The 17,561-nt window shown below is 54.9% G+C and carries 21 protein-coding genes and 1 tRNA gene; 11 read left to right on the forward strand and 11 right to left on the reverse strand.

The window, feature by feature from the left end; genetic code table 11:
• The first annotated feature begins 3 nt into the window (after nucleotides 1–3).
• From ybgF to HUV30_RS12675, 8 genes are all read left to right on the forward strand, one after another.
• The gene (gene ybgF / locus HUV30_RS12640) at nucleotides 4–1,059 is read left to right on the forward strand and encodes a tol-pal system protein YbgF (RefSeq protein ID WP_243452170.1); all 1,056 of its coding nucleotides are present in this window, start codon (nucleotides 4–6) and stop codon (nucleotides 1,057–1,059) included.
• Between the two features lie 26 nt (nucleotides 1,060–1,085).
• On the forward strand, nucleotides 1,086–1,520 hold the full coding sequence (locus tag HUV30_RS12645) for an NIL domain-containing protein (protein ID WP_174405794.1): 435 nt from the start codon (nucleotides 1,086–1,088) through the stop codon (nucleotides 1,518–1,520).
• A gap of 68 nt (nucleotides 1,521–1,588) precedes the next feature.
• Complete coding sequence (locus tag HUV30_RS12650; RefSeq protein ID WP_174405795.1) at nucleotides 1,589–2,071, forward strand: PilZ domain-containing protein; 483 nt, start codon at nucleotides 1,589–1,591, stop codon at nucleotides 2,069–2,071.
• A 92-nt stretch (nucleotides 2,072–2,163) separates the two neighbouring features.
• Nucleotides 2,164–2,901 (forward strand): protein phosphatase CheZ, encoded by a 738-nt coding sequence (locus HUV30_RS12655; protein ID WP_174405796.1) that lies wholly within the window; start codon nucleotides 2,164–2,166, stop codon nucleotides 2,899–2,901.
• 371 nt (nucleotides 2,902–3,272) lie between these two features.
• Nucleotides 3,273–4,166 carry an NAD(P)/FAD-dependent oxidoreductase gene (locus HUV30_RS12660; protein ID WP_174405797.1) on the forward strand — a complete coding sequence of 298 codons (894 nt, stop codon included), beginning with the start codon at nucleotides 3,273–3,275 and terminating at the stop codon, nucleotides 4,164–4,166.
• Between the two features lie 86 nt (nucleotides 4,167–4,252).
• Nucleotides 4,253–4,328, forward strand: a tRNA-Ile gene (locus HUV30_RS12665).
• 588 nt (nucleotides 4,329–4,916) lie between these two features.
• The gene (locus HUV30_RS12670) at nucleotides 4,917–5,669 is read left to right on the forward strand and encodes an HNH endonuclease (RefSeq protein ID WP_205245218.1); all 753 of its coding nucleotides are present in this window, start codon (nucleotides 4,917–4,919) and stop codon (nucleotides 5,667–5,669) included.
• Nucleotides 5,670–5,678: 9 nt separating this feature from the next.
• Nucleotides 5,679–6,239 (forward strand): hypothetical protein, encoded by a 561-nt coding sequence (locus tag HUV30_RS12675; RefSeq protein ID WP_174405798.1) that lies wholly within the window; start codon nucleotides 5,679–5,681, stop codon nucleotides 6,237–6,239.
• A 58-nt stretch (nucleotides 6,240–6,297) separates the two neighbouring features.
• On the opposite strand, the gene HUV30_RS12680 is transcribed toward HUV30_RS12675, so the two are convergent.
• From HUV30_RS12680 to HUV30_RS12690, 3 genes are all read right to left on the reverse strand, one after another.
• The gene (locus HUV30_RS12680) at nucleotides 6,298–6,894 is read right to left on the reverse strand and encodes a hypothetical protein (RefSeq protein WP_174405799.1); all 597 of its coding nucleotides are present in this window, start codon (nucleotides 6,892–6,894) and stop codon (nucleotides 6,298–6,300) included.
• A gap of 163 nt (nucleotides 6,895–7,057) precedes the next feature.
• Nucleotides 7,058–7,657, reverse strand: coding sequence for a hypothetical protein (locus tag HUV30_RS12685; protein WP_174405800.1), 600 nt, complete (start codon nucleotides 7,655–7,657; stop codon nucleotides 7,058–7,060).
• 186 nt (nucleotides 7,658–7,843) lie between these two features.
• Nucleotides 7,844–8,098: a hypothetical protein gene (locus HUV30_RS12690; RefSeq protein WP_174405801.1), complete on the reverse strand. Its 255-nt coding sequence runs from the start codon at nucleotides 8,096–8,098 to the stop codon at nucleotides 7,844–7,846.
• 416 nt (nucleotides 8,099–8,514) lie between these two features.
• Between HUV30_RS12690 and HUV30_RS12695 the strand changes: the two genes are divergently transcribed.
• From HUV30_RS12695 to HUV30_RS12705, 3 genes are all read left to right on the forward strand, one after another.
• Nucleotides 8,515–9,099, forward strand: coding sequence for a hypothetical protein (locus HUV30_RS12695; RefSeq protein WP_174405802.1), 585 nt, complete (start codon nucleotides 8,515–8,517; stop codon nucleotides 9,097–9,099).
• A 218-nt stretch (nucleotides 9,100–9,317) separates the two neighbouring features.
• Complete coding sequence (locus tag HUV30_RS12700; protein WP_174405803.1) at nucleotides 9,318–9,602, forward strand: type II toxin-antitoxin system RelE/ParE family toxin; 285 nt, start codon at nucleotides 9,318–9,320, stop codon at nucleotides 9,600–9,602.
• 204 nt (nucleotides 9,603–9,806) lie between these two features.
• Nucleotides 9,807–10,106, forward strand: a complete 300-nt coding sequence (locus tag HUV30_RS12705; protein ID WP_174405804.1) for a HigA family addiction module antitoxin — start codon at nucleotides 9,807–9,809, stop codon at nucleotides 10,104–10,106.
• A 43-nt stretch (nucleotides 10,107–10,149) separates the two neighbouring features.
• Here the strand turns inward: HUV30_RS12705 and HUV30_RS12710 are convergent, their stop codons facing one another.
• Genes HUV30_RS12710 through HUV30_RS12745 form a run of 8 tightly spaced genes read right to left on the reverse strand, consistent with a single transcriptional unit; the run spans nucleotide 10,150 to nucleotide 17,548 of the window.
• Nucleotides 10,150–11,262: a bacteriophage T4 gp5 trimerisation domain-containing protein gene (locus HUV30_RS12710; RefSeq protein WP_174405805.1), complete on the reverse strand. Its 1,113-nt coding sequence runs from the start codon at nucleotides 11,260–11,262 to the stop codon at nucleotides 10,150–10,152.
• The gene (locus HUV30_RS12715; protein ID WP_174405806.1) at nucleotides 11,238–11,936 is read right to left on the reverse strand and encodes a hypothetical protein; all 699 of its coding nucleotides are present in this window, start codon (nucleotides 11,934–11,936) and stop codon (nucleotides 11,238–11,240) included. Before HUV30_RS12715 ends, HUV30_RS12710 begins: the two co-directional genes overlap by 25 nt.
• A complete protein-coding gene (locus HUV30_RS12720; RefSeq protein WP_174405807.1) occupies nucleotides 11,933–12,517 on the reverse strand; it encodes a baseplate complex protein in 585 nt (194 codons plus the stop codon). Before HUV30_RS12720 ends, HUV30_RS12715 begins: the two co-directional genes overlap by 4 nt.
• On the reverse strand, nucleotides 12,514–13,437 hold the full coding sequence (locus HUV30_RS12725; RefSeq protein WP_174405808.1) for a hypothetical protein: 924 nt from the start codon (nucleotides 13,435–13,437) through the stop codon (nucleotides 12,514–12,516). The genes HUV30_RS12720 and HUV30_RS12725 overlap by 4 nt, the downstream gene beginning before the upstream one ends.
• Nucleotides 13,438–13,440: 3 nt before the next feature.
• Entirely contained in the window at nucleotides 13,441–13,845 is a 405-nt protein-coding gene (locus HUV30_RS12730; protein WP_174405809.1) for a hypothetical protein, read from the reverse strand.
• An 11-nt stretch (nucleotides 13,846–13,856) separates the two neighbouring features.
• The gene (locus HUV30_RS12735; protein ID WP_174405810.1) at nucleotides 13,857–15,755 is read right to left on the reverse strand and encodes a phage tail protein; all 1,899 of its coding nucleotides are present in this window, start codon (nucleotides 15,753–15,755) and stop codon (nucleotides 13,857–13,859) included.
• A complete protein-coding gene (locus tag HUV30_RS12740) occupies nucleotides 15,756–16,361 on the reverse strand; it encodes a phage tail protein (RefSeq protein ID WP_243452171.1) in 606 nt (201 codons plus the stop codon).
• Nucleotides 16,361–17,548 (reverse strand): baseplate J/gp47 family protein, encoded by a 1,188-nt coding sequence (locus tag HUV30_RS12745; RefSeq protein WP_174405811.1) that lies wholly within the window; start codon nucleotides 17,546–17,548, stop codon nucleotides 16,361–16,363. Before HUV30_RS12745 ends, HUV30_RS12740 begins: the two co-directional genes overlap by 1 nt.
• Between the last annotated feature and the right edge of the window lie 13 nt (nucleotides 17,549–17,561).

The following is a 17,561-nucleotide window of genomic DNA, read 5'->3' on the forward strand; positions in this document are numbered from 1 at the left end:
GCCATGCGTTTTCTTAGCAACTCGCTTCTCACCCTCACCTGCATCGCCCTTCTGACCGGCTGCGTGAAACGTGAGGACATGGATGCCCTCGAACTCAAGGTATACGAACAGGACCAGCAGATTCAGCAACTCAACCAGAAGCTTGGCAGAACCACCAAGGAACTGGAAGCCACACGTCCCGAACAGGCGGACATGTGGTCGGACGTTCAGTCCATGCGTCCGCGCCTGGCCCGCATAGAATCTTCTCTGGAAGAAGTGCAGCATGGGTCCATGCAGGCTGAAGAAGACATTTCGGGAATGAAGAAGGAAGTATCCTATCTCAAGCAGATGGCATCCTACCTGGAAGCCAACCAGCGCGTCATGGCTTCGCAGATGGCCATTGAACTTCCTGAACCGCCCGCTGCGAACGCTCCTGCTGCTACCGGTGCCGCGCCTGCCGCAGGCAGCAGCGACAGCCCCATGTTCGGCCCCGCCGGTTCCCCTGCTCCCGGTACTGCTGCCGCAACTACACAGCCTGCACCTGTTCAGGCCGCTCCTGCGCAGCCCGCACCGACCGATCCTAACGTGATAGTGGCCAAGGACGGCACGGAACTGGTCATCAATCCCGGCAAGCCCGCAGCTGCCAAGACCGCTCCTGCAGCCGCTACAGCAGCCCCGGCTGCCAAGGCGCAGGTTGAACCTGCTGTGACTGAAAAGCAGTTGTACGATGCCGCTTTCACCGCCTTCAAAGACCGTCGCTACAAAGACGCCCTGCGCATGTGGGAACAGTTTGAAAAGACCTACCCCAAGCACTCTCTCGTTCCCAATGCCATCTTCTGGCAGGGTGAAACCAATTACCAGCTGAAGGAATATGCGCCCGCCATTCTCGCCTACCAGAAGGTGATCGACAAATATTCCAAGAGCGACAAGTACCGCTCCGCCATGCTCAAGCAGGGCATTGCCTTCGGCAAGCTCGGCAAGAATCAGGCTGGCCGGGTCCGCCTTGAAGAACTGATAAAGAAGTTCCCCAAGACGCAGGAAGCTGAACGCGCCAAAAAAGCGCTTGCCGAAATGAAATAGCCGCACGACAAGGTGCGAGGACCGACATGACTGAAAAAGCCTATCGCAAGAACATTCATCTGATCTTTCCGCCGGATATTTCCGGCAACCCTCTGGTGTGCAATCTCACGCGCCTCTACGATCTTACCTTCAACATCCTGAAGGCACAGATCACCCCTCGCAAGGAAGGGTACATGACCCTTGAACTCATAGGGACGGAGGAGAACTACCACAAGGGCATTACCTATCTTAAGGAAAACCAGATCAAGGTTTCCGCTGTGGCACAACGCATTTCCCGCGACGAGGAATCGTGCATGCACTGCGGCATGTGCACGGCCATCTGTCCAACCAGTTCGCTGCATAACGACAGAGAGGCCCGTGTTGTCCTTTTTGACAAGGAACGCTGCACCGCCTGCGGTATGTGCGTACGCGTCTGTCCGGTCAATGCCATGAACGTGGAAGTGGAAAACGGTCCCTGGTAAGGGAACTCTCGGAGCGCTCAATGGAACAACGGGCTTTTTCTCGAATCAGGCTTTTCATGAGAGGACGCATGCGCGTGCTTGCCTCCGAAACGGAATCTCCCAAATTCACAGGATTTTCCCTTCCCGAGGCACCTGTAGACAGCAAGACCCTGGCCAACGCTCACATTCCCGATGCGCTAGTTTCCTTCCTTCTGGATATGGATGCCAAGCTCAATGCGGTGCTTGCGCACCTTAAGCAGGACAGGTTGCAGGAAGATTTCCCGCTCTGGACGGATATTCACGAACTCAGCGGGGCAGGCATCCGCTGCAGTGACACCGGCACTCTTAATGTCGGAGACCATGTTGAGATCATTCTCTTCCTCAGCGAATTCCCCCTGCGCGTTGCAGGTGCCATGGGGCGTGTGCTGCGAAAGGAGTCAGACGTGGACGGCGAAACTCAATGCGCCATAGAGTTCTACCGCATACACGAAGACGACCTTGAAAAAATTGTCCAGCATGTCTTTGTGGAAGAACGACGCAAGATCAGAACCATGCGACTTGAAGAAGACTGATGCAGCGCCCTGTGCACTGCCGAAAGGCCCCCGGCGCGGCATGCTCCACGCCGATCTAGCGACAAGACAGAACTGAGAATGGGGAGAACGGAATGAAAACACAGGACCAGATAATCGATTCCGTAATGGAACGCGTATCCACACAGGTTGCAGATAGCATTAAAGATGTCATTTCCAAGACCGTGGAAGAAGCGCTTACGAGCAACCTCACCCGCGCTCTGCTGGAAAGTGAATTTTACCGCCGTCTCAGCGAAGACATGCGCGAGGGGTTGCAGAGCATCTACAAGGAAATTTCCACCGCCACCAAGAAGGATTCCAACGGCGCGGAAGTAACCACTCAGGCAGCAACCAACGAACTCTTCAGTGAAGCTTCCAAACAGCTGGATGAAGTGCGCGTCACCCTTGAAGAAGCCACCGGCAAGATCATGGATATTCTCGAACTGCAGATGGTGCTGCGCCAGAAGGCCAGCTCGCACCTTGAGGATCTTTCCAAGCGCCACAGCGATGACAAGGACGTGCAGGCTCTGATGAGCCTTGAAGACCGTCTCAACAACAACCTGACGGATATCATGACTCACCTGAGCTTTCAGGACCTCACGGGACAACGCATCAAGCGCATTATCAAGGCGCTGCAGCGTATCGAATCCACAGTTCTGGACCTCTATCTTTCCACGGGGCTTATCATTAAAGCCCGTGAAGAGAACCCGGAAGAAGATTTCGAAGCACTGGAAGCCAAGTCCAAGCAAAAAGTATCCGAGCTCAAGGGTCCTACCCGCGATGCCTCGCAGAACGACGTGGACGACCTGCTTGCCCAGCTGGGCCTCGGCTAACCCGCCAAATCGTTTTATGCATCTCAAGGCCCCCGCATTGCGGGGGCTTTTTCATTTGTATGAAGAGGGGCAGATGCCACACCCCGTGATCGAATATCACGTAGAGCAAAGCTTCATCATACCTGCACACGGTTGTACCCCGCAGCCCTCCAGTTGCAGGCAGTGCACAGCGCCTTTGGTCTGCAAAAATTGCGTGTGATCACAAAAGCAGACGCATCGCCCATGTTTCATTCTTGTTCAGGCCGTCCCACGCAACCGCATTGAACTCTTTTTCTTCTTTACACTTGTCTTTTACGCAAAAGGACTCATAGTTGTATATGGCGTTGCGATACGCAATGCGTGTTATATCTTTCAATACAAGGCAGGCCACCATGACCAATATACCTCTCGCCATAATAGGTTCCGGCCCGGCAGGGCTCTCGGCCGGTATCTATACCGCCCGTGCAGGCATTGACACACTGATCATCGGCAGCGATCCCAAAATTGCCGGTGATTACGACATAGACAACTATTTCGGCTTTGGCGAAACCATCTCCGGCCGCGAACTGATGCAGCGCGGCAGAATGCAGGCGGAACGCTTCGGTGCCAGCATCGTAGATGAGCGGGTGCTCGGCCTGCACCACGCCGATTACGGCGGTTTTCACATCAAGACGAACAAAGGCAGCTACCATGCCTGCGGACTGGTGCTCGCAACGGGTGTCACCCGTGTTCGTCCCGGTATCGACAATCTGGCCTTTTATGACGGCAAAGGCGTTTCCTACTGCGTAAGTTGCGATGGTTTCTTCTATCGCGGCCGCTCGGTCATAGTGCTGGGTGAAGGAATTTACGCGGCAAATCAGGCGCTTGAGCTGCTCAGCTACACTCCCCATGTTTCCGTCTGCACGCAGGGTGCTCCCCTCTCCATGACGGATGAATTCAAAGAGCGCCTCAAGGCTGCGGGCATCCCCATCATCGAAGGCAGGGTGCGCACACTGCAGGGAGAGAACGGTCTTTCCTCCGTCCTCTTTGACGACGGCACAAGCAAGGATGTGGATGGCCTGTTCATCGCCATGGGAGAAGCATCCTCTCTGGATTTCGCCTACACCCTTGGCGTGGAACGAAACGGAGTATTTCTCGTGGCAGACAATGAACAGAAAACGAACATTGAGGGAGTATTCGCAGCCGGAGACTGCACCGGTGGTTTTCTCCAGATAAGTGTCGCCGTAGGCGAAGGTGCCAAGGCTGCAAAATCCGCCATTGCTCATGTCAAAAAGCTGTGCAAATAATTGAAACTAACTGCCGATCCTGCAAAGTGACGTCTTGACAGACAGAGTCCTTGACGGTATAGGAATCGGCTCATTACCAATGAAGTGGGCCTATAGCTCAGTTGGTAGAGCCTCCGGCTCATAACCGGCAGGTCGCAGGTTCAAATCCTGCTGGGCCCACCAAGAAAATCAAGGGTTTACGGACACAACCGTAAGCCCTTTTTCTTGTTTTGCTACCCAATTGCTACCCAAGTGTACAATGCTTTGCGCAATCACCCCAACAAAACACCCTGCCCTGGTCACGTTGCCATTCTGTGCAACAACTCTGCTACCCCTTGCTACCCGCCAACAGCCCATTACAGAACGGCTTTCTCCCGTTCTTGGCCTGCTACCTTAAACAGGCTTTTCTCAACATTCCGCTCACGCCGCGCTTTTGAAAAACACAGAGCAACCCGCGTCCCTTCTGTGTTCGCGCCCTGTTTATGAAGTGTGTGCGGGCGCAGGTTCTTTGCAATATTTTGCAATATATTGCACAGAGTGCAATTCGGCTTCCACGCCGGGAACCCACGCCCTGCCTATTCTCAGGGGGCATTTGCATGCACTTGAAACTTGCACAAAAACGCATCAAAAAGCGCGAAGGCGGGGGGCTGCAGAGCTCGATTTTTTCCGGCGCCGGGGATTTTTTGCATAGCCACCACCTTTTCACTGGCATACGCATTTACCTGTTGCTATTAGGAAAAAGCCTAACCGATAGCCATGGAGAAATAGGTCATGGACATTACCTACCCCATTCAGTCCCACTCATGGGAACTGCTCTCCCCCACGGTTTGCATCAAGACCATGGACAAGTCAGCCTTTCTGTATGGTGGCAGCGGCATACCCAAGGAAATATGCTTCTTCTTTGAAATGACCAGCGATCAGCCAAGGCGCGAAATCAGCCTGATACACGCAGGCACCACTTTTACTGGCTCGTTGGAGCCGGATGCCCTTGATACCCGCGTTCGTATATTCTGGAGAGGTGGCCTTGATATCATCATCAAAGACTACTTCCCCAGCGAGCTGACCCGCTTTCAGGAAGACTCCCCTGTTGAGCATCCGCCGTTACTACGCTTCACCAAAGGCGCAGAGCCTGATGTGTTTACCATAGAACTCATCTCGCAGGAGCTGGCCAACAACACCCCACCCGTCATTCCGGAAGATCTTGAAGTGGCCATTGCGCGTAAGGAAGGGGAAACCAGCACCATAGTCACCACAGTACGCAAGCGCAGTCAGGCCAACAGGCTGGCAGCCATCAAATACCACGGGCTGGAGTGTGTGGTTTGCGGATTTAACTTTGAGAAGTTCTATGGTCCGCTAGGGCAGGGATTCATTGAGATTCATCATGTGAATCCGCTGCATGAAAAGGATGGGGAGAGGGAGGTGGATCCGGTGAAGGATTTAGTACCGGTTTGCTCGAATTGTCATCGGATGCTACATCGGACTCACTTAACACATATAACAATACCAAATATTTTAAAAAAATAAAAATCAACAATGCTAAAACTAATTCTTAGCCAAGCAACTGTGCCATTAATAATCATTGCAACAATTATGCAATTCATATCACTTACAGAAAGCAAAATACTAGAAAAATATAATAACAAGATATCAAAAATTGAATCCATTGACAAATTATCTAATGACACAAATATGCAATATGAAACAAAAAAATCTTTTGAAAACATATTTATCAATAGTGGCAACACGAATAAAGATGCATCTGAAGCTTTCATCATAAGCAAATCAGAAAGCATAGCTAGAATGAAATACTTAAACTACATAATTGAAACTGAACTAGGTAAAAACCCAAATAAAGATGATTATACTAAGGTAATTAATGATTTAAAATCATTAGACCCTGAATCGTTCATTAACACATCACAATCAATATTCCTACTACTAAAGAAAAACCATAACGAGCTAATTGCCAAAAAAGAAAAATTATCGGAAAAATCAAGAACACTAGACCTTGACATCTACAAATTAAATACATACAGCTTACTCATCAGTCTACTATCAGCCATCTGTGCCGGAATACCCAAAAAAAACACCTAAATACAAAGCCCCGCACTCCTTACAGAGCGCGGGGCCTTCTTTATCTAGTCACAAGCACTTAAAACGAGCGTATTGTAAACGAAGCGTGCGCCCGTTTAATGAAGTCATCCAGATATGTTCCACCAAAATCAAAACTGGCGTTCCACACCTTTCGGCGAAGCTCAGGGGGCAGTTCCTCCCAGTAGGAAATTCTATAGTTCCTCCACCCTTCCGCCATTTCCTTACGCTCAACGTACTGATAATAGATATATTCGTCGCCCCCCCCACGGATCAACCAGATACTATATTCCCGATTCTCGTCTATTATCTTAGACACAGGATAATAAGACTCCAACGAGGACAAATTGTAGTATTTATTCGTGGGCATAACAGTTGCCCGCTGCTCACTTACACCGAAGTAATCCATCACCCCCAAGAAAGCGGTTTCACTCTCAAATCTCCACTTAAAACCACCGTCCTCGTCAGGATTAGGTTTGAACTCCTTTGCAACCTCCAACAGGACCTCGCGAGTACCATTTGTCATTCTGACAATGGAATTGCCTTCACGAACCACTGCGTCGCGCATGATAAGAGCCTGCGGATTACCCATGTTACGCAGCCCACACCCCGTGCACACACTAAGCAGAAAAACAACAAGCAGTAACTTCTTAATCATCTCATCTCTCCCATAAAAGTTGCCCCCATAATCCCAAAACCACAAAGCCAGCAGCAGCACTAGCGCACCTTGCAGGATTTTACAACAGGCCTTCCTATAGTAAACAAAGCCCCGCACTCATCCCAGAGCGCGGGGCCTTCTTCACGTTACTCCCAAAAAGTCTCTATGGTAGACGCATGGTAAAAGAAGCCCGCGCCCGCTTTTTAAAATCCTCCAAAAAAGTCCCCCATTGGGTGTCTTTATTCCAAGGGACAGTTCGCCACTTCTCTGGAAGTGGCTCAATATAGTTAACCCACACTCTCGTCCAACCTTCAGGCCTTTGCCAGAAGTAAGCATATTGATACTTAATCACACCGCTGTTGTAATGACCGCCAAATCTAACAAGATAAATTCTATATTCAATATTCTTACCATCAACCACTTCTTCAGGAATCCAATCGTCATTATCACGACACTTATCAATCTCTGAACCGCAAAGAATTGAACTTGGCCGAACAGCTTTATCATGCGTTTCTACCCACAGCTGGATTGTATCACGCCCAATGTATTCATCCTCTTTCGTGAGCCATAGCGTTGCGCTATTTCTCCTATATTGCAGCCTCAAATCTTCTGAAACGTCAACCACGGGTATCTTGCTGCTCCCATCAAACCGCACAATAGAGTGAGATCTATTCAGCACTCCGATATACGGAGGCCCAAACCTAACCGAGCACCCCGTGCACACACTAAGCAGAAAAACAACAAGCAGTAACTTCTTAATCATCTCATCTCTCCCATAAAAGTTGCCCCATAATCCCAAAACCACAAAGCCAGCAGCACTAGCGCACCTTGCAGGATTTTACAACAGGCCTTCCTATAACAAAAGCCCCGCCATTACAGCGGGGCTTCTTCATTCCGTTCTTTCCTACTTCATTTCCATTTCAAGTCCAGTCAACCACAGCCACAAGCATCAATGCTCGGCTGGCCGATCTCGGCCGCAGCGGTCTGCATGGGCCTGCATAATGGCGGCATGGTCATCCACCCATGCGGCGCAGCGTTCCATGTCTTCAGAAAGCAGCCGCATCATCTCTGCCAGCGGGTCTTCTGCCGCGTCCATAAGGTCGGCCATGCGGTTCATGGCGCGGGCAACGCCGTACATTCTGTTAACGGGGTTGGGGCTTAGGCGGGTTTCCACGTCACCATTGCTGTGTTCATTGCGGGTCATTCCGGGCCTCCTAGAGTTTCGAGTTTTTGAGAGAAAAACAAAAGAGCGACCAAGTGCTCTCAAGGCCTCTAGGAGCCTCCCGGGTCTCGCGACTACCGGACACTTGGCCGCTCTTTTTACCACATGATGACGGTCATGCGGCGAAAGCAGTCAAATTAGGGTGCACCTCTCCCTAGTGTAAAAAGGAAAAGCGCATAAAAAAGCCCCGAATGCGCACGGTGGCGCTGGACTCGGGGAGAGCCCTAGAGAGTTGAGAGGTGTTCAGAATTACAGAGAGGGGGTGTGGGTGTCAAGGGGTGACTCACAAACCAACGCGGCAACAATCAAGGCCTGCCAACATGCGCGGGCACCAAACAGCTTGCCACCATATTTGCATTTGAATATATAAATAAGAAAACCAATCACAGGAGCTTGTCATGCCTGAAGACGCAATTGTTATACCCCAAATGCGCTTAAAAATTAACCTTATCGGACAGCAAGTCTTGTCGCTTACATCCTTCGGACGTTCCTATGCTTACTACAGGGCTTTCATTTCACGCGTTGACGATGCAGAACAAATCAACAGAAATTTCATCAAACAAGCATCGACCTGCTTTGTAAAAGAATGCCTAATTCAATGGTGTATAGTTTTTGGATCGCCAAAAAATAATAACCTTCACTATAAAAACACAACTCATTATGGAGCTTTAAAAGAAATAAACACTAAAATAAATAGTGAATTAGGATACCAACAAAGCAAAACAAACACATACATGCAATCTGTTAAAAAATTTCGAGATAGATACATCGCCCATACTGACATAACTCCTGAAGGGCGAGGAAGATGGCAAAGCCTTCCTTATCTTGAACCAGCCTTTACAATAGCTAACACCTACACCGAATGGCTTATTGCCGAAATACCATGGGGCCAACCTCGCCAAGAATCTCTACGTGAACTTCGTCCAACTTTTGAGGCTGAGGCAAATCGCGCAATCGAGAAATTTCTGCCCCCTGCCCAATAATCATTAGCCATACGCTCCCGCATGCCCATGCACCACGGCGCTTTGATCCGGCTTCGGAACAGCGCCGTTTTGGTGTGCCGTGTTTTCCCCATCCCACTTGACATTTCCCCCCAAAAGACCTATCTGTTTCCCAGATAACTCTTTTCGGATAACGAAAAGAAGCTAGCAACCTTAGATAGAATGTTGTTGAACTTGGCCACACCCTCAACGGAGGATAGATGAACCTCAAATTCAAGTGCAAAAAGACGCGAAAGATGTATGAATCAGGAACTTCGAGAACATTTCACGCTATCATCAAGGTAGCCGTGCGAAAACTCGATATGCTTGAAGCAGCAGCCACACTGGACGACTTGAAAATCCCCCCAGGCAACAAACTAGAAGTACTACAAGGGGACAGACAGGGACAACACAGCATTAGAATCAACGACCAATGGCGAATTTGCTTTGTATGGGACGAAACAAACAAAGCTATTTTTGATGTTGAAATCGTTGACTACCACTAGCCACAACTACCATACAGCAAAACACTTGAACTCGAAACATACAAAATAACGAACATACAAAATAACGAACGCACGAAATATCGAACGCACGAAATATCGAACGCACGAAATAACGAACGCACGAAATAACGAACATACGAAATAACGAAATAACGAAATAACGTATATTAAGATAATAAAGAATAATAAGACATGGAGCAAAGAATGCGTATCAAGACACACCCCGGTGAAGTCTTGCGTGAAGAATTCATGGTGCCTTTTAAGCTTTCTGCTAGCAGGCTGTCAGGCTATCTAGGGGTACCGCTTTCACGCATCACAGAAATCGTAAACGAAAAGAGGGGGGTGTCTGCGGACACTGCAGTTCGGCTTGCAAAATTCTTCGGCAACAGCTCTGAGTTCTGGATCAACCTCCAAGTTCAGCACGATCTATCTAAGGTAAACTCAGAGAAGCAAACAGAGATCAAGCGTATCCCGAACTGCCATGAAGTGGCTGCCTGTTTTTAGGCAATAAGAGGGGGAAGGCACCAGCCTTCCCCCTCTTTCTTATCTACCCGCTAACCCCCTCTAACCTCTCCCTATCCGCCCCCACAGCTCCCGCATGACCATGCACCACGGCGCTTTGATCCGGCTTCGGAACAGCGCCGTTTTGGTGCGTATGATCCGCCAGCACCTCCAAGGCCTGCCGCACCTGCTCCCACACGTCCAGCATAAGGGGCAGCAGGCTCACTTCTCCGGCACCTAGGCGCAGGGTGTTGCGGCATTGCAGGTTCATGTTGGTGGCGGTCACGGCCTTGTCGCCGGCCACGCTTTCCGTGGCATTGCCGCCCACTGTGGTGGCATCATCCGCGGTCACGGTAACAGTGCGGCCAGCGCCTATGGTCTCAGTTACGGACTTTGCCACCGTGGTGGTCACAGCCCCGCGCACATCAGTGCGCACGTTACGGCCCACCACCTGCAGCGCATCCTGTCCAGTTGTGATTGCCGTATCTCTTGCAGTCGTCAACGATAGCGAATCACCGGCAGACAGCCGCGCAGAACCGGCCGTCAGCAGGCGCAGTGCGCCAAGCGCTTCCACACGCTTTACGCCGTCCACCCGTTCCGTGCTATTCTCAGTCACGCGGCGGATCTCGCGCGCCACGCTCTCCATCTTGCGCACGGCGGTGATGATACGGTCGCGGCTGGCATCCGTGATGGCCATGTCCGTTTTGCGTGTCCAGTTCCCGTCCGCGTCTATCCCTTGATGCGCGGCCTCGCTCTGCATCCAGCGCAGCTCTCCGGCCTGCAACTGCGGCAGGGAAAGCCCAAGCGGATACACGTTGCGGATGAGCGGATGGTCCGGCCTGCCATAGGCGAACTCCACCACCACAAGCGCCCCCGTGCGCGGATACCCGAACAGACCGGCCTCGTGCCCGCAGCCAACCGGCACAGGCAGCGGCACGGCCTCATAGACCGGATACGCGGCATCCGGCTCCCCTTCCGGCGTGAGAATCTGAATATCCACGGCATAGCGGGGCCGGAACCGCTCGCATGTGCCTCCGCCCGATGCAGAGCTTTGCGGAGTTTCCGCCACGGCCAGCACACGGGCATAGCGCGGCAGGTGCAGCCCCGCCGCAATCTCAGGGAAGAGCTTGAGCACTATTTTTCTAATTGCTTCGCGCATGTCACCACCATGTTTTCGCCCTGCAGCTGCAGCGCCCTCACATATTCGCCGTTCAGCAACACGCCCGGACGCAAGGCAGGCAGCACAGGCAGGGTTTTACCACCGTCCGCATTGCAGGCGCTGAACCATCGCTCCTCAACCGTTACAGGCCGCGTTGCCCACCGGCTATCGTCCCAGCTGCCCACAAATACCTTGTCATCGCCCTGTTGCAGCCACACATAGCGCGCAATGCCAAACACAGCCCCGATGCTGTCCATGCCCTGATGCCCGCTGCCAAGCGCGCAGAAGCTGGCCACATCATGCGAGGCATACGCCCCCTGCCCCAGAATGAACGAAAGCCCCGTGCGCTCGGCATACACCGCCAGCACTTCGGCAAGGGTGGGATGCCGCAAAAACACGGGCATGTGCGCGTCCAGCAGCGCGGTCAGCTCACGGCACATAAGCCGCTGCGTCTGCGCATCCACGGTCACGGATTTCTCCGCGTAGCCGGTGAAAAACAGCTGGTCCGCATCCTGATTGGAATAGCCCAGATACAGCCGCACAAAGCCCGTAAGCGCCGCCGTACTCTGCACGCGGAACATGCCGCGCCCGGGCGCGTGCAGCTCAAGCCGCACATCCTCGTCCACCAGGGGGATGTTCCGGCCGTTCACTGTCAGCCGTTTGCGCAGCTTCATGCGCCTTCCCCACTGGCGTCAGAACCACCCAACGCGGCATCCACCGCCTGCAGCAGCCGTTCAAGCGCGGTCAGCGGCTCGGCCACGGCCTCTGCGGTTTCGCGCACGTCTTCAAGCACTCCCGCATCGGCAGCTACTGCCTTGCCAGCGCTGGATTGCGTAACAGACTTGGCCGCACTCTCGCGCTGTTCCACCATTTCCGGCCTGCTCTGGAACTCCCGCAGCGTGAACGATACATCCCAGCAGCGCGGGCCGTCGCTCTCGTTCACGGCAAAGCGCTCGGTAAACTGCACCTGCCGCACGCCCATGGCGTTTACGGTGTCGTTCACACAGGCGTACACGCGCATGCGGTCGCCGGAATCTCTGGCCTCGGCCTTGGCCGTCAGCTGCTTCAGGGCTGCCGCATCCTCATATTTCACGCGCAGCGATACCGTGAAGGTCTTGGGCTTCACGCCCTTGTTCACCGTGCTGGTGCTGCTGGTTTCACCGCTCAGATCCTCGTTTTTGATCTGCAACGCGCCCTGCACCATCAGCCCGAAGCCGGGCAGCGAATAACCATCCAGCATCAAGAACTTGCTCATAGCCCGAAAACCTCCTTGAACACGGCCACCCGTTCGGCCGCGCCCACCCAGCACAGTGCGACGCACAGCTTATAGGCCGACACTGGCGTGCCGCCCGCTGCAAGCTGCCGCGCCATGCCTGCTGCATCACCGCTGAGATACCAGCCAAGGCCAGCATCGCCAGCATCACCAGAAAGGCCGGAACACAGCGCCTGCCATGCGGCATCCAGCTGGGCCACATGCGCGGCGCGAGCCTGCATAAGCGCAGCAAGTTCGGCCTCTGCCGATGCATTCTCAGCGGCAAACGCCTCGCTCTGGGCCAACAGTGCGCCAAGCGCCGAATCCATGCCGCACAGCGCCCCATGCCGGTGCGGGGCCGATGCGCTCCAGCGCGGCTCCTTGGGGGCCGTGGCGATGATGCGCTTATCCTTTTCCAGCGTTATCAGCTGCCGCGCCCGCCGTTCCGCAAGTTGCAGCTCCGTGACGGGAAACACGGCATTGAAGGCAGCCAGCAACTCCGCAAAGGGGCCATGGTCCGCCGCATGCAACAGCACGCACACGGCCGCAAGGTTGCAAGCGTCCGTCTCGGATGGCTGATCCTCCGGATCGGCTATTTTACCAGCCAGCGCGGCCACGCAGTCAGCAGGCGTGAGATAGCTGTATTCCCCGCGCCGGTCGCCCACGGGATGCACATACGGGTGCACGCACACAAAGCGCCCGCCCGCCTGCAGCAGGGCTTCCAGCTGGGCGCGAAGGGCCGCGACATTGGCAGCAGCACCCGCCAGCGGGGATTTCTGCGGCACAGCCCCGCCCGTAACAGCGGCAAGCCGCCCCGTGCCTTCTGCCGTGGCACCGGCAACGCCAGTGACCACGGCGGAAAGGCTGGAACGGATTGTCTGCGCCGCAGCTGGCACCGTGAAGGATATGGGGATAAAGCCCATGGGCTAGGCTCCTGCAGACGCTTCCGGTTCTGTTGCCGGTTCCGTTACCTGTTCGGGCTTGGGATACAGTTCCTTGATGCCCTGAATATCCGCCAGCAACGCGGTCAGCTTCTCAGGCCGCTGCGGGCTTTCAGCCGCCTCGGTCAGCGCTTCCAGCTGGGCAGGCAGGGGCCACTTTTCCAGAATCGCGGCACGGCGCTGCTCGTCATAGGTGGGGGCAGGCGGTGCAGGGGGATCAACGGCCACGGGTTTGCCCAGCACCTCGTCAAAGTGAATGCACTTGCCCTGCTTGGGAGCTGCCAGCAGTGCAAGATGCTCGTCAGTGGATATTTCCACGGCATCGGTTGGCACAACCCCCAGCAGGTCCAGATAAAAAGCATTGGTAGATGAGGAATAGAATACTTTCATCGCTTGTTCTCCTATCTTCCTATAGCGCGCCAGTAAGCAGTTCCGGCACCGCCTGCCCGTAAAGTGATCGAGCTTACTGTTTTGCCCATCAGGCCGATGCTGCTGGTTGTGCTAAAAGAGAAGTCTGCATCAATAATCTTGTTCGGAAAGGTCACAGGCAGCGTCACCACAACATTGGTCGTTGCTGGCAGTGCCACCTCTCCATACTGTTCAATAATCCCATCAGGTCGTTTGAACACCGCGTCCGGCACCAGCTCCACCCATTCACTACGATCAACCTTGTCACCATTGATCTGCGCCACTTGCGCAGCCAGCGCTAGCAGATCCACCTGCGCAGCGTTCACGGCCACATCAGCCACTTTGATGCAGGGCAGCAGGTAAACGGTTTTGGGTCGGTTCTCGTCTGCGGTGGGGACAACGCGGGATGCGTCAAATCTTATAGTATTCATACCCGTCCCACTCGGTGCTCCACCTCCAACCTCCGAGGGGTCTTCAAGCGTCAGCGCACCACTTTGGGCAACATCAGCCGCGTTAATTGGAGCAATAGGTTCAACACCGCCACCACCCACAGCCCCCGTAATATTCCGAATGGCATCACCGGCCCAGTCACCTACCTCTTTACCAGCAACACCATCCTGTGCAGCCGCAAAGTAATGCTTGTAACAAGGGAGAATGATGTGGGTGTCCGTCAGCGCATAGCAGCCACAGCTGCCTTCCTGCGCTGCAGCCTCGGCATCCCATGCGGCCTCATCCGTCAGATAGCCGCCATCGGCCAGCACACGCGCCACCAGCTGCGGATATAACCCGCGCACAAACTTCTGCTTCACGTTGGCAGCCACACAACCGGGGGAAGGCTTGCCCGTGCTGGACCAGCACAGATCCCCCACGGCCACGCCGCTCATGTTGCCCCACACAATGCTCCCGTCTTCCTGCTTGATGAGCACCTGCCCCGGCTCGCCTCCGGCCAGCGGCAACCCGTGGGGGGATGCGCTTTCCAGATGCTCCTTGATCTCCTTTGCTCCGCCGTTTTCCAGCAGATAGGCCACAAGATCCGTCACCACGCCTTCCGTGCGGCGCAGGTCGGTCACGGTGCCGTCTGCGGCAATCTCCGCAAGCGGCACGCGATACCGCGCATTGCCCACGCCATCGGCATAATCAGGCGCGGCCTGTTCAGGCGGCAGCACGTTCACGGCCATATCCGCCACCATGTCCGCGCCCTGCTGCACAAGCCCCACGTCCAGCCATACCTTTTTGGGCAGGCTTCCGGCTTCAAGGGGCATGGCGGCAAAGGCCGCGCGCACGCCTTCCACATACAACGTACCGGCCTGCAGCGAGAATGCGCCCGCGTTGTTCACCACCTTGGCGGCATCGGCAAAAAAGCAGGCACGCCCGTATATATCGCGGTTGCTCCGGCGCTCGCGCTCATCAATCCCACGCATGCGGGCAGTAAAGTCCACCTGCCACGTTGCGGCCTGAATGGTGATGCCTGTGGCCACCTGTGCGCCGGAAAATTCCAGCAGCATGTTGCGGGTCAGGTTGTTCCCTGCCGCGTTGGTGGCGGTGTCGGTTTTCCACTTGGCCATTTCCGGCAGATGGCTGATGGCCACCACCACATCGTCCGCGCTGGAATACAACCCCAGCCAGTTGAACGAGAAGTTGCCAAGGTCGGACCCCAGCAGCATGGAATACACCACCTGATTGGGGTTCACATACCCGCGATACTCGTCCGGAATCTGGTAGGTGTGCACAATCTGCGCGGCATCGGGCTTGCCCTCGCTGCGGTCCACGGGCAGATCCGGATCAAGCCCCGGCACCAGCGCCAGCACAAAGGCATCTATCTGCAGCGGCACGCCCGCCGCCTGCTTGCGTGCGATAAGGCTTTCGCCCGCCAGTGTGATTACGGTTGCCATTTATACCTCTCTCGCGTTCATGGTTACACTGTCGTTGCCGAACTCACAGACGCACACCCGCACGGAACACGGCGGCACGTCAGCCCGCTCCATGGTGTAATCGTTGCCGAACTCAACCGCCCGCACCCCGATGGGCAGGGGCGTTATGATCTTCCAGCGGTAGCGCCTGCAGGTGCGCCCGTAATGCTGAATCAGCACGGATAACAGCGCCTGATTCTTGGCCAGCTGGGAATCTGTGAGCCGTATGTCCACAATGTCCCAGTCAATGCCGGGCATGCGCTCTTCAAGCTCCACATAGCCGATGCCAAGCCGCATGAAGATGCGTTTGAACCCGGCCACGCTTCCGGCATCCCGCGCGTTGGCATAGGCGTACTTCACGCGCTTGCGGTACAGGCTGAGCGGTTCACCGGCAAAGCGGCGTATATCGCGCTGCCATGCCACCAGATCCAGCACCAGCTCGTCGCAGGTGTCCGTATCCAGCTGGCGCATGGGCCACGCGGCCCATTCCGCCACCTGCACCCACCACGCCACGGCTGCAAGGCACAGCTTCTCCAGCTCGCCACCGGCCTTAGCCATCCAGAAGGGTAACGAGATATGCACGTCCACTACGCGCCTCCGTTGGTCACGGTCAGACTGGTCAGCACGGGCAGCTCCAGCGCCGCCACAATGTCATCACGGTCAAATTCAATGGATGCCAAATCCGGCAGCTGCGCGTGCAGCTCGTCACCCAGCACCGAAAGAGAAAAGCGGTTGTGCGGCCATGTGCGGGTCATGTCGTAGTCCGTGTTCTCGCGGAATGCTGCGCGTATGCGCCCTTCCACGTCCTGCAGCAGCGCGGCGGCTTTTTCGTCGCTCAGGTTGGGCACGGGGTGCACGGTTGCGGTCAGGTTCACGGCCAAAGCAGGCATGGGAAAACACAGCATGTCATCACCATGGCCATGGTTGCCCGCATCGCGGATATGCGCGTTTATGGTGTCCACAAACTCCTGCGGTGCCGGGCCGGAATCAATCATGATGTAGGCGTTGGCACTGCCGGGGCCGCGCGGCGCCTCATGCTCAAACACAATGTAGTCGGTGCGAATGCCCGCAAAGCTGGCTATGTCCGCCGTATAGGCCGCATCGTGATGATACTGCCCCACGGCGCTGAACTGGTTGCGGCAGCGCAGGCGCAGTTCCTCATCCGTCTCTTCATCGGCACCGGGGGCCGTGAGCCAGTTCTCCCCGTTGGTCACGGCGGCAATGCCGGAAATGGGCTGCGGCAGAATGGAATAATACCCCGGCCCAAGATTGTAGGCCGTGCCGGTTTTCTCCGCACGCACGGCAATGTCCGCCGTGAGCTGCTTGTCCGCCATGGTGGTGTTCTGCAGCACGGCCACGCGATACACATGCCCGTTGATGGATGGGCTTTCGATCACGGTACCGGCAGGTATGAGCAACTCCCCCGCGCTGTTGGTGCGGGTAAAGGTTATTGCCCCCTGCGCCTGCACGGCCTCTTTGCGGGCCAGATCCACGCCCCATGCGTATATATCCAGCCATGCACCGCTGGCCGTTTTCAAAAAGGTCTGCGGCAGAATGGTGGTCACCAGTGCGGAAACCAACGCCTTCATAGGCTCGGTGACAATGGCGGATATGAGCCGCCAGAAGGGCGACCACTTGCTGCTGTTGGTTATCTGCGAGCCTTGCGCCGTGTTCAGGGCATCCCACCGTTCCTGCATGGCGCTTTCCGTTGTGGGAAAGCCCGCCTCGCTGAGCATGCGGGTAAAAAGCTTGTCGTTTGCCTGCGAATCAGACATGGCAGACCTCATT

Origin of the sequence: Desulfovibrio subterraneus (assembly GCF_013340285.1) — a bacterium.
GTDB classification, from domain to species: domain Bacteria; phylum Desulfobacterota; class Desulfovibrionia; order Desulfovibrionales; family Desulfovibrionaceae; genus Halodesulfovibrio; species Halodesulfovibrio subterraneus.

Coding starts and splice junctions, on each gene's coding strand:
- ybgF (WP_243452170.1), top strand. CDS start 4: ATGCGTTTTCTTAGCAACTCGCTTCTCACCCTCACCTGCATCGCCCTT.
- HUV30_RS12645 (WP_174405794.1), top strand. CDS start 1,086: ATGACTGAAAAAGCCTATCGCAAGAACATTCATCTGATCTTTCCGCCG.
- HUV30_RS12650 (WP_174405795.1), top strand. CDS start 1,589: ATGCGCGTGCTTGCCTCCGAAACGGAATCTCCCAAATTCACAGGATTT.
- HUV30_RS12655 (WP_174405796.1), top strand. CDS start 2,164: ATGAAAACACAGGACCAGATAATCGATTCCGTAATGGAACGCGTATCC.
- HUV30_RS12660 (WP_174405797.1), top strand. CDS start 3,273: ATGACCAATATACCTCTCGCCATAATAGGTTCCGGCCCGGCAGGGCTC.
- HUV30_RS12670 (WP_205245218.1), top strand. CDS start 4,917: ATGGACATTACCTACCCCATTCAGTCCCACTCATGGGAACTGCTCTCC.
- HUV30_RS12675 (WP_174405798.1), top strand. CDS start 5,679: ATGCTAAAACTAATTCTTAGCCAAGCAACTGTGCCATTAATAATCATT.
- HUV30_RS12680 (WP_174405799.1), bottom strand. CDS start 6,894: ATGATTAAGAAGTTACTGCTTGTTGTTTTTCTGCTTAGTGTGTGCACG.
- HUV30_RS12685 (WP_174405800.1), bottom strand. CDS start 7,657: ATGATTAAGAAGTTACTGCTTGTTGTTTTTCTGCTTAGTGTGTGCACG.
- HUV30_RS12690 (WP_174405801.1), bottom strand. CDS start 8,098: ATGACCCGCAATGAACACAGCAATGGTGACGTGGAAACCCGCCTAAGC.
- HUV30_RS12695 (WP_174405802.1), top strand. CDS start 8,515: ATGCCTGAAGACGCAATTGTTATACCCCAAATGCGCTTAAAAATTAAC.
- HUV30_RS12700 (WP_174405803.1), top strand. CDS start 9,318: ATGAACCTCAAATTCAAGTGCAAAAAGACGCGAAAGATGTATGAATCA.
- HUV30_RS12705 (WP_174405804.1), top strand. CDS start 9,807: ATGCGTATCAAGACACACCCCGGTGAAGTCTTGCGTGAAGAATTCATG.
- HUV30_RS12710 (WP_174405805.1), bottom strand. CDS start 11,262: ATGCGCGAAGCAATTAGAAAAATAGTGCTCAAGCTCTTCCCTGAGATT.
- HUV30_RS12715 (WP_174405806.1), bottom strand. CDS start 11,936: ATGAAGCTGCGCAAACGGCTGACAGTGAACGGCCGGAACATCCCCCTG.
- HUV30_RS12720 (WP_174405807.1), bottom strand. CDS start 12,517: ATGAGCAAGTTCTTGATGCTGGATGGTTATTCGCTGCCCGGCTTCGGG.
- HUV30_RS12725 (WP_174405808.1), bottom strand. CDS start 13,437: ATGGGCTTTATCCCCATATCCTTCACGGTGCCAGCTGCGGCGCAGACA.
- HUV30_RS12730 (WP_174405809.1), bottom strand. CDS start 13,845: ATGAAAGTATTCTATTCCTCATCTACCAATGCTTTTTATCTGGACCTG.
- HUV30_RS12735 (WP_174405810.1), bottom strand. CDS start 15,755: ATGGCAACCGTAATCACACTGGCGGGCGAAAGCCTTATCGCACGCAAG.
- HUV30_RS12745 (WP_174405811.1), bottom strand. CDS start 17,548: ATGTCTGATTCGCAGGCAAACGACAAGCTTTTTACCCGCATGCTCAGC.